Below are 9644 nucleotides of genomic sequence, written 5' to 3' on the forward strand. Positions count from 1 at the left end.
AATCATGCGGGGGACATTTCCGTTTGGAATCGCAAACACCTGAAGGCGAAGCATTGCGCGATGATGACAACTTCGCCTTCGTAGCCGCCTGGGAATATAAAGGCGATAACCAACCCGAAGTTCTGAATAAAGAAAAACTGGACTTTGAATTTGTTCATTTAACACAAAGAAGTTATAAATAGAGATTTGAGATACTAGATATGAGTATTGAGATTAATATCTTATCTCATATCTAACATCTCAAATCTCATATCTAAAAAACAATGCATAATCTGCAGGAATTAAAAATTTGGAATAAAGCAATAGACCTTTCAGTTGAGGTTTACCAGGCTACTTCTGACTTTCCTGCTGATGAGCGATTTGGTTTAATTAGCCAGTCACGAAGAGCTGCCGTTTCAATTCCTTCAAATATTGCTGAAGGGGCCGGCAGAAATTCAAAAAAGGAGTTTGCAAATTTTTTGGGTATAGCCAACGGCTCGTCTTATGAATTACAAACTCAATTAATAATATCGAATAAATTAAATTTATTGAGGGATGAGTTATTAGATTCTTTATTAAAGCAGATTGATGAATTGCAAAAAATGAATTATGCATTTCAAAAAACCTTGCTAAATAATTAATCTCATGTCTCAAATCTCACATCTCAAATCTATAAAAGAATGAGTGGAAATATGAATCTGACGCTTAAAGTATGGCGTCAAAAAGATGCCAATTCAAGCGGCAAAATGGTAACCTACCCGGCTGAAAATATTTCGCCGGATATGTCTTTCCTGGAAATGCTGGACGTGGTGAATGAAAGCCTTACCCTTAAAGGGGATGAGCCCATACATTTTGACCATGATTGCCGCGAAGGTATTTGCGGTATGTGTTCGTTATATATCAATGGTCGCCCGCATGGGCCTAAACGCGCTATTACTACCTGCCAGTTGCACATGCGCAGCTTTCATGATGGCGAAACCATTACTATTGAGCCTTGGCGCGCTGGCGCATTCCCGGTTATAAAGGATCTGGCGGTAGATCGTTCGGCATTTGACCGTATACAGCAATCAGGTGGTTTCGTATCGGTAAATACCGGAGGCGTACCTGATGCCAATGTTATTCCTATCCCTAAGGTAATTGCCGACGAAGCATTTAACTCGGCTACCTGTATTGGTTGCGGCGCTTGCGTTGCGGCTTGTAAAAATGCGTCGGCTATGCTGTTTGTATCGGCAAAGGTATCGCAATTGGGTATGTTGCCGCAGGGCCAGCCCGAGCGTTGGAGCCGTGTGCAGGCCATGGTTGCCCAAATGGACGAGGAAGGTTTTGGTAACTGTACCAACACCGGTGCCTGCGAGGCCGAATGCCCTAAAGAGATTAGTCTGCTGAATATATCACGTATGAATAACGACTATTTCAGCGCCAAACTTTTCCGCGAGGAAAAAGTGCATGAGCACGGCAGCAGCGGCGAATAAAGAACTTTACATAAAGAACAATTGGATTAGGCCCGGGGAGATTTCTCTTCGGGCCTTTTTTTAGCCCCCTGTCATTTCGAAACGGAGTGAGAAATCTTATACGACAACATCCGATGCCTTTCGCTTGTATAAGATTTCTCCTCGTACCTCGTTCGAAATGACATTGGATTTTTAAGAACAATTCGTCCTTTTTAAACTTATATTGTAACACCAATTAAAACCCGATGTACTTTGTTATAGGATCTTTACTTATCATTTTATTAGCCTGGTATTTATTGCGCAAGCCGGGTAAACCTGCCGCCATTACGTCTACTGTCGCCCCTGTAGATATCAATACCGCCTACCGCCCCTTGCTTGATGCGCACATCGACTTTTACCACAACCTTAATGCTACCGCCCGCAAACGTTTTGAGGCGCAGGTAACCCATTTTTTAAGCTATGTACATATTGAAGGCGTAGGCACCGATGTTACCGACCTGGACCGTGTGCTGATAGCCAGCAGTGCCATTATACCCATTTTTGGTTTTGGCGACTGGCGGTATAATAACCTTACCAACGTGATATTATACCCCGATACCTTTGATAAAGATTACCAGTTTGAGGGCGAGCACCGTGATATTATGGGGATGGTAGGCAGCGGCTATATGAACGGGCAGATGCTGCTATCGCGCGCGGCATTGACCAAAGGCTTCTCCTCTGCCGCGGGAAAAGAGAACGCGGCCATACACGAGTTTGTACACCTGCTGGATAAAGCCGATGGTGCCACCGATGGCGTACCCGAACAGTTAGTACCGCCCGAATATGCCCAACCCTGGTTAAGCCTGATGCACCGCGAAATGCACAAAATAAAAGAGGGCCACTCGGATATTAACCCCTACGCCCTTACCAACGAGGCCGAGTTTTTTGCCGTAGCCGCCGAATACTTTTTTGAAAAACCCGACAAGCTGCAGGAAAAACACCCGGAATTGTATGAGCAGTTGAGTAGGATATTTAAGCAGGGTGCGGCGGGTGGTGTGCAGTAGTTACAAACTACAGGCATATTGGTCCGAAGTCAGAGACTTCGGACAGCGGGAATTGTTTTCTTTTGAATTTCAAAATATAGCTCTAATATTTGATCAATAAAATGTCTCAATACTATTCCTGGACTATCAGTCCTTGATTCTAATTTCGGTTTTTGCCAAGGCTCTCTAATTTCTTTTCTGTTTATTATCCCGAAAGATAATTGATCTTTATAGGTCCCAATATTGACCAAATCGATTCTTTTGTCAAGGTCTATAGTTAAACCATTCTTTCTGGCAGAAATGTACAATTTAATTGTTGGTGGGATTTGTTTGTTAAATTTCATCCCTCTCTCAATTTTTTGTTCTGAGCCCAATAGATGTAAAATTTTTGAACGATAAAGTCGCTCAAAATAAAAAATCAGTGTAAGTCCTTCTTTTTTATTTGTATCAAATATTCTAATAGTTAAATACCAAGTGTTTGACACTTTTCGATCTTCTAATAAATCTAAATATTGGCTGAAAGAAATAATTTCGTATTCTTTAAAGTTGATGTCTAAGTGACCTAAATAGTTATTTATTTCTTTGAGGTTTCTCTTTAAAAGGGTTTTAAATACAGATAATTGATTTTTCCAAACTTCATAATCATATGAGTGTTTTGATTTTGCAGCTTCATATTTTTCTACGGAAATACTTTTATATTGCTCAAGCCACGCTTTTTGACGCTGGTCTTCATTTATTAACTCTTCATATATTGAAATGGATTCTCTTATATTATCAGACAGTAATTCTATTAGATTGTTTAAATTACCTTTATCACCCTCGATTAAAGCTTTATAATACGCGTCTCTATCCGAGATTTTTATTATAACTTCAGGATAACCTTTTTGTAATAAAAAAAAGTTAAGAAACATTCTTGAAACTCTTCCATTGCCATCACTAAAAGGGTGTATCCATGTTAACCAATGATGTAATATTGCTCCCATAATCAATGGCGGATGTTTATGTGAATTTCGATTCATCCATTGAAACATTTCGTCAATATGTGACTCGACATCATGAAAATATGGAGGCTTGTGGTCAGAACCCTTAATGTGAACTTCTTCCGTTCGAAATTCTCCCGCAGAGAACCCAGGTATATTTTTCATTATGAGACTGTGTAATTCAAGCAACGTTCGTTTAGTAATAGCTTCTCTTCCATCAATAAGGCGATACAAATACTCCGTGGCTGTTGCTAAAGATTTTGCCTCAATCTCATCTTTTAATGGTCTCTCATTAATAACCATTCCATTTAAAATCAACTCTGTTTCACGCAGCGATAATTTATTCCCCTCTATTGCATTACTATGATATACTTGTTTAATGAGCAACTGTTTCTTTAAATTATCTAACAGCTCTTTGCTTAACCCCTTGTCTCTACGTTCATTTAAATCGTCAATGATTTTTTCAATATTATCCAGATTTTCTTTGGCTTCAAAAGGAAGCGTAATTGTGGGCGTGTTGTAAATCATACAATTAGGATGGTTAGGGACAAGATTGGTCTAATAAAAAATAAATATAATCATTTGTTAATTATTTTACTATCACCGCTGTCTGAAGCCCCCGCCGTCGCTCGATGTTGAGGCCTTTTCCTTGGAACAATTAGGAAAAGCTCGATTTTGCATAAATATTTGTAAATTAGATAATTAATCTAAACCTTTTGCTATGGCGAAGAAAATTTATCTATCCACATTTAACATAAAGGTGCTCGACCGGCGTGAAGAAACTGTGCTAAACCTATTTAATAACAATGAAGATTTTTTTGATTTTTTTAAAGACTTTGCTGACGATGTTTTTAAAAATGTAAGAAAGACTCACGGGTACAGTGATAACACTACATTACATCTTGCCTTTGACGAACCTGTAAAACACGATAAAGATTTACGCGTATTTTATGGATATATTTCTAGTGGTGTTGGCGGCGATCGATATAAAGTTAGAAATTCTGGAGAAACAGAAACTAAATTTGAATCGAACCCTGATAGTGATATCACATACCGAGATCTGTTTTTTTATTTGCAATTACCTATAGGTCAAAAATTCGGCTATCTAATCTTACAAAAGAAAAGAGATTTTGGCGTCAAAGGCTCAATTCAAAAAGCCCTCAATAAATATTTTCAAGAAAAGGGCTATCCTGGTTATCGCGCAACTATTAATAACATGCTTAATGGAAGAGTGTTTGATAAGATGATGTCTAATGGCAATCTTAAGAACATTGATTTTATAAAAAAATCAATACCAAGTACTTTAGACGATTTATATCTGAATGGCCTAAAAAAGGATAAAGGAGTTTTAACAACTTCTATTCGGTCCTCAACTTCACTTAGCGGATATTGGAAAGATTTTATAAAACAGTATTACAAAAAGCAGTATAAAGAAAATATTATTGAATTAAATGATGGCCTTGAAAATTTAGACAATCTTGATGAAATTGAATTTGAAGTTGAACTGAAGGGTAAAAAAAAGACCTTTCATGTTCTTGCAAAAAATCGGACCTTGCCTGATGTAGAAGTGTCTGATGATTTAGATTTTATCAGGAACGAACCGACGACTGAATCTTTAGTAAAAGTTGCAGATAGCCTAATTAGTGATATGTTAACACTAACACCAAATGTTTCAACGAATTGATATACTTAAGATCATTTCTGATCATCTTAAAACACTTAGACGAATAGATTCAGATTCTAAAGGGATTTCTGGATGGGATTTTATATTATTTATTGCAGTTCCATTGAGCGTAGGAATATTGTTGGCAGCGTTAAAAATTAGTTTGTCAAGTCATGTCACCGACTTAATAACCTTTGTCTCGATTTTAGGTGGTTTTTTGTTTAATCTTTTGGCAATAATATATGGTCTTATTGACAAGTTAAAGGAAGATTCATTAAGTGATCCGTTAAAAGCCGTATTTGTTAAAGAAGTACATATTAATATTTCATTCAATATTTTATTATCTCTGTTTCTACTTGTGAGTTTATTGATATATTCGTTTTTGAACGGTGCTTACAAATGTTTGTGGCAGATTCTTTTATATGGAGCTTTGACCGCAATTATTTATTTCTTGCTGTTACTTTTTCTACTTACGATGTTTATGGTTTTAAATAGAGTATATATTTTATTTAAAAAGAGCTAATATCCGTTGCTTAAAGCCTCTGACTTCGGACGACTATGCCCGTAGTCTTTAGACTACAGGGCCCCAAAAACAAACTATCCACCTCAATTACCCCTCGCTATCCAAAGTCTCTGACTTCGGACAGCGTTTTAGACGTAGTCGGCATATCAATAAAAATAAGTGATGAGTATCATTAATTGGTTTGACCTCAATTACATAAGCGGCTTTCCTAAAGTTTTATTTTTGATAAAAAAAGTTATGAATCAAACACACATTCACCTGCTTATTACCCACCTGCCCATTATTGGTGCTATGTTGGGTGCATTGGTTTTAATTCATGGTATATGGAGAAAAAGCAATTCAACTTTAATAGCTGCTTATAATATTTTGATCCTATCGGCCATTGGGGCGGGTATTGCCTATATAACCGGTGAAGGTGCCGAAGAGGCGGTTGAACATTTACAGGGGGTATCTAAAAGCGTTATTGAAGAGCATGCGGAGTCGGCCCTGGTATCGATTATTGGCCTGGCGGTTGTTGGTGCAATAGCCTTAATAGGTGTATTGGTAACGCAAGCAAACAGTTCGCTTACCCGGCGGGTAGCGCTGTGGACCCTGGCGGCATCTGTTGTTGGTTTTGCATTGGTTGCAAGAACAGGCTATTTAGGCGGAAAAATAAGGCATGCCGACGAAATTGGAAATAATAAGGTATCCACGGCGAAAGAAGGGAACGGCAAGGAGAAGGATTGAACCATCTATAGTTTATCAACTCAACCACCACTGTCTCACACTGTCCGAAGTCAGAGCCTTCAAGCAGTATGATATTAAACTGAAAATCACTGTATTATACAAATCAAGTTAAGTGGCGCTAAACCGTAGGCCAGAGGGGCGGGGTCAACCTACAATAAAGCGCGTTTTATGTAAACCCCATTGTTTTATAAACACTTGATTATCAATTGACTAAATAATTTTTTATTTAATTGTGTAAACCTTTGTAAACCATTTTACCAAAAAAAGCTGCCCCGCTGCCTGTAGTCTGTGACCTACCGATCTAACAACAAACAAGCCACCTTGTGAATGGTGATGAATATCATGATTAAAACTGACAACTATTACCTATATAATTGGTTTAGATAGAGATATTTGATAAATTGAACAATATACATCCAGCCTATGCATAAACCAAGTTACTATATGGTAAATGCCATAACCCTTTACCGGTTGTTGGCAGCCCCCGTCCTTTTAACCTTACTTTTTAACCATGAGCTGGCTATTTTTAAATGGCTTTTGGCGGTTAGCTTCCTAACGGATGCGGTAGACGGGTACCTGGCCCGCAAGTTCAAAGTAACCAGTGTGTTTGGTTCTATCCTTGATTCTGTTTCAGATGACCTTACTACTGCGGTGGCAATTATTGGTATTGCCCTGATAAACCCCGGGTTTTTAAAAAAGGAAATAGTATGGATAGTGATACAGGTAGTGTTTTTTATAACGCAGATAGGTTTTGCCCTGTTCCGTTACGGTAAGATCAGTAGTTTTCATACCTACCTGGCCAAGTTTGTTACGGTTTTCCAGGCGATATTTCTGGTGCTTTTTTATTGGTTGCCCGAGCCGGTATATCCATTATTTTATTTTGTTGCGGTCCTTACCATTCTCGACTTATTAGAGGAGATCATCCTCGTGTTGATTATCCCCAAATGGGAAACGGATATAAAGGGCTTGTATTGGATATTAAAAAGGCAGCGTACTTAACGCGTCAATAGAAGCCGAAAAGCCGGCGGGCAAATAAATCAGGACAAAAAAATACCCGGCATTTTATTTGCCGGGTATTTTAAATGTTATAAGTCGCTCCTTTATTTTACTGCTGCTATTTTAGCGCCTATCCTAAAGAAATCAAAATCGGCGTAGCCGCCAGTGGTTTTTGCGGAGTAGTTAAACAAACCAAAACGGTAGCCCATAAAATGAGGAAGCGTATAAGCCATTTTTAATACCGAGCCTATTGGTGTCCAGGTTTTGCCGTCAAGGCTGTAATAAAAGTAGCCTTTATCGGTTTTGTCCTTAAAATCGCAACCCGCTTTAAGATAAATCATTTTTTGATTTAGTGGGATATTAGCCACTTCAATAGGGTTACCCGAGTCGGCATTTACCATTACAATTGATTTGGTTGTAGCACCGGCTTTTACACCAACAAATCCATATTTTTTTTGCAGCAGGATAAGTCCGGCACAATCGCCATCCTTCATATTGGATACATCCAGCGCGGTAGCGCCTTCGCTTTCGGGGCCAAATGTACGTTGGGTTAGGGTATTGCGGGCCTGTAAAACCGTAGTATCAATGCGGCCTGTGGTTAACCTTAAAAACCCGGGGCGTTGGGTTAATGACCATAGCGCGTTGTCCGGGTTATGGTTCCATTGCCATACCAGCGGCAGGGTAGCAACAGCGCTGCGGCGCGAAAACTCATCCGAGTTAACAATACCCGGAATATATCCTTTACTTGCCGGCAGGTCAAGCATATCAGGTGCTTTACCATCAACACCTATAATTGGCCAGCCATCCTCCCATTTAACCGGCACCATATAAGGCACACGGCCCACTGATCCATAATCACGGAAGAGGTAGGCAAACCAATCGCCTTTAGGTGTATTAATTAGTCCGCCCTGCGCAATGCCTTGATTGGAAAAGGCTACGCGACCTTCATCCCACGGACCGGTAATTTTATCGGCGCGGTGCAAAACCACCGTACGCACGCCACCGCGAGGCCAGGTAATATTAAACAAGTAATATTTGCCGTTTATTTTAAACACCTGCGAGCCCTCGGCAGCCAAACCTGTTCCGCCGGATGGTGTGCCTGCATTTTGTATAAGTACCTGCGGGGTGGTGCCTGGTTTAACGCCGGTAAGGTCATCGCTTAATTCAGCAATCATCAGGCGATTGCTGCCAAATATCATATACACCTTTCCGTCATCATCAAAAAACAACGAGTGGTCATGAAAAGAGGGTTTAAATGAAGTTGCTTTCCAGGGGCCCTTTTCAATGCTTTTGGTACTGTATATATAAGTTTTACCGGTGGTGCTTGAAAATGTACTTACATAATAAGTGCCATTATGGTAACGCAAACTGCTGGCCCACGAGCCTTTGCCATAAGCGTTTTTGCCGTTGATAAGGTTAAGCTCATCATTATTATCATCAAGCGTATTGTACGCATAGCTCACCAGTTCCCAGTTCACCAGGTCCTTTGATTTCATGATGGGCAGCCCGGGGTTCATGTGCATGGTGGTACTGCTCATGTAATACGTATCACCAACCCTTATCATGGACATATCAGGTACATCGGCCCATATAATGGGGTTTTGGGCTTTTTGCGCTTTCAGCACAAACGGTGCGCTAAGTATCGCGATAGCAATACTTAGGGTAGTAAAAAATCTTTTCATTTAGTGGTTATATTGGTAATAATCAAAACAGCCGGCAAGATGTATCTCCTGCCGGCTGTTTTAAGCTTTATTCTGTCTTATCTAAATAACAACTGGCTAAACAGATACAGGTCGTTATTCCATACTTTGGGTTCGTGCTTGCCCGAATCAATATGCCAGATGTGTTTAATATCATGCTCCTTTAAATATTTATGCACGCCACGGCTTACGGTTATTAAACCATCCTGATCGCCTACTGATAACCAAAGCAATTTTAATTTTTTAGCACCTTCAATATCCGGTACTATTTTATCTGGAGGCAGGGTGTTTGGTGCCGATGAGAAACCGCCTACGTAGGCAAAGGTATTGGTATTAGCCAGGCCAAAGTTTAATGATTGGCCGCCGCCCATTGAAAGACCTGCCAAAGCACGGTGCTCACGATCTGCTTTTACAGGATAGTTAGCTTCCATGTAAGGTATAATACTGCCTAAAAGATCTTTATCAAATGCGCCAAATGCAGCCGAACCACCGTAAACGTTTCCTGTATTACGGTCGTCTTTTTGCGCACGTCCGTTAGGCATCACTACTATCATAGGCACTATCTTTTTATCAGCATATAAATTGTCTAATACCTCGTGCGCTG

General features: G+C 39.7%; 11 protein-coding genes. 8 read left to right on the forward strand and 3 right to left on the reverse strand.

From position 1 onward, the window contains the following. The 4 genes from ABI367_RS00075 to ABI367_RS00090 form a co-directional block, all read left to right on the forward strand. On the forward strand, positions 1-182 hold a 182-nt coding region (locus ABI367_RS00075), incomplete at its 5' end, for a hypothetical protein (protein WP_462226575.1). Positions 183-263: 81 nt separating this feature from the next. Beyond that, positions 264-620 (forward strand): four helix bundle protein, encoded by a 357-nt coding sequence (locus tag ABI367_RS00080; RefSeq protein ID WP_462226577.1) that lies wholly within the window; start codon positions 264-266, stop codon positions 618-620. A gap of 39 nt (positions 621-659) precedes the next feature. After that, positions 660-1451, forward strand: coding sequence for a succinate dehydrogenase/fumarate reductase iron-sulfur subunit (locus tag ABI367_RS00085; protein WP_462226579.1), 792 nt, complete (start codon positions 660-662; stop codon positions 1449-1451). Between the two features lie 224 nt (positions 1452-1675). Continuing rightward, a complete protein-coding gene (locus ABI367_RS00090) occupies positions 1676-2473 on the forward strand; it encodes a M90 family metallopeptidase (protein WP_462226581.1) in 798 nt (265 codons plus the stop codon). A 29-nt stretch (positions 2474-2502) separates the two neighbouring features. Here the strand turns inward: ABI367_RS00090 and ABI367_RS00095 are convergent, their stop codons facing one another. Continuing rightward, positions 2503-3960 (reverse strand): Fic family protein, encoded by a 1458-nt coding sequence (locus ABI367_RS00095; RefSeq protein ID WP_462226583.1) that lies wholly within the window; start codon positions 3958-3960, stop codon positions 2503-2505. Positions 3961-4153: 193 nt separating this feature from the next. On the opposite strand from ABI367_RS00095, the gene ABI367_RS00100 reads away from it, so the two are divergent. The 4 genes from ABI367_RS00100 (at position 4154) to ABI367_RS00115 (ending at position 7343) form a co-directional block, all read left to right on the forward strand. After that, entirely contained in the window at positions 4154-5116 is a 963-nt protein-coding gene (locus ABI367_RS00100; RefSeq protein ID WP_462226585.1) for a hypothetical protein, read from the forward strand. Next, positions 5100-5618, forward strand: a complete 519-nt coding sequence (locus ABI367_RS00105; protein WP_462226587.1) for a hypothetical protein — start codon at positions 5100-5102, stop codon at positions 5616-5618. Before ABI367_RS00100 ends, ABI367_RS00105 begins: the two co-directional genes overlap by 17 nt. Positions 5619-5855: 237 nt before the next feature. Further along, positions 5856-6344 (forward strand): DUF2231 domain-containing protein, encoded by a 489-nt coding sequence (locus tag ABI367_RS00110; RefSeq protein ID WP_462226588.1) that lies wholly within the window; start codon positions 5856-5858, stop codon positions 6342-6344. A gap of 423 nt (positions 6345-6767) precedes the next feature. Then, a complete protein-coding gene (locus ABI367_RS00115) occupies positions 6768-7343 on the forward strand; it encodes a CDP-alcohol phosphatidyltransferase family protein (protein ID WP_462226590.1) in 576 nt (191 codons plus the stop codon). 101 nt (positions 7344-7444) lie between these two features. Here the strand turns inward: ABI367_RS00115 and ABI367_RS00120 are convergent, their stop codons facing one another. Both ABI367_RS00120 and ABI367_RS00125 read right to left on the reverse strand, forming a co-directional pair. Beyond that, a complete protein-coding gene (locus ABI367_RS00120; protein WP_462226592.1) occupies positions 7445-9022 on the reverse strand; it encodes a glycoside hydrolase family 43 protein in 1578 nt (525 codons plus the stop codon). A gap of 77 nt (positions 9023-9099) precedes the next feature. Next, positions 9100-9644 (reverse strand): alpha/beta hydrolase (locus ABI367_RS00125; protein WP_462226594.1); only part of this gene is annotated, 545 nt, incomplete at its 5' end.

The sequence above is a fragment of the Mucilaginibacter sp. genome (assembly GCF_039935595.1).
Classification (GTDB): domain Bacteria; phylum Bacteroidota; class Bacteroidia; order Sphingobacteriales; family Sphingobacteriaceae; genus Mucilaginibacter.

Bases quoted from the DNA above. Each gene is read 5' to 3' on its own strand.
- ABI367_RS00110 (WP_462226588.1), top strand. From the start codon at position 5,856: ATGAATCAAACACACATTCACCTGCTTATTACCCACCTGCCCATTATT.
- ABI367_RS00115 (WP_462226590.1), top strand. From the start codon at position 6,768: ATGCATAAACCAAGTTACTATATGGTAAATGCCATAACCCTTTACCGG.
- ABI367_RS00100 (WP_462226585.1), top strand. From the start codon at position 4,154: ATGGCGAAGAAAATTTATCTATCCACATTTAACATAAAGGTGCTCGAC.
- ABI367_RS00105 (WP_462226587.1), top strand. From the start codon at position 5,100: ATGTTTCAACGAATTGATATACTTAAGATCATTTCTGATCATCTTAAA.
- ABI367_RS00080 (WP_462226577.1), top strand. From the start codon at position 264: ATGCATAATCTGCAGGAATTAAAAATTTGGAATAAAGCAATAGACCTT.
- ABI367_RS00090 (WP_462226581.1), top strand. From the start codon at position 1,676: ATGTACTTTGTTATAGGATCTTTACTTATCATTTTATTAGCCTGGTAT.
- ABI367_RS00120 (WP_462226592.1), bottom strand. From the start codon at position 9,022: ATGAAAAGATTTTTTACTACCCTAAGTATTGCTATCGCGATACTTAGC.
- ABI367_RS00095 (WP_462226583.1), bottom strand. From the start codon at position 3,960: ATGATTTACAACACGCCCACAATTACGCTTCCTTTTGAAGCCAAAGAA.
- ABI367_RS00085 (WP_462226579.1), top strand. From the start codon at position 660: ATGAGTGGAAATATGAATCTGACGCTTAAAGTATGGCGTCAAAAAGAT.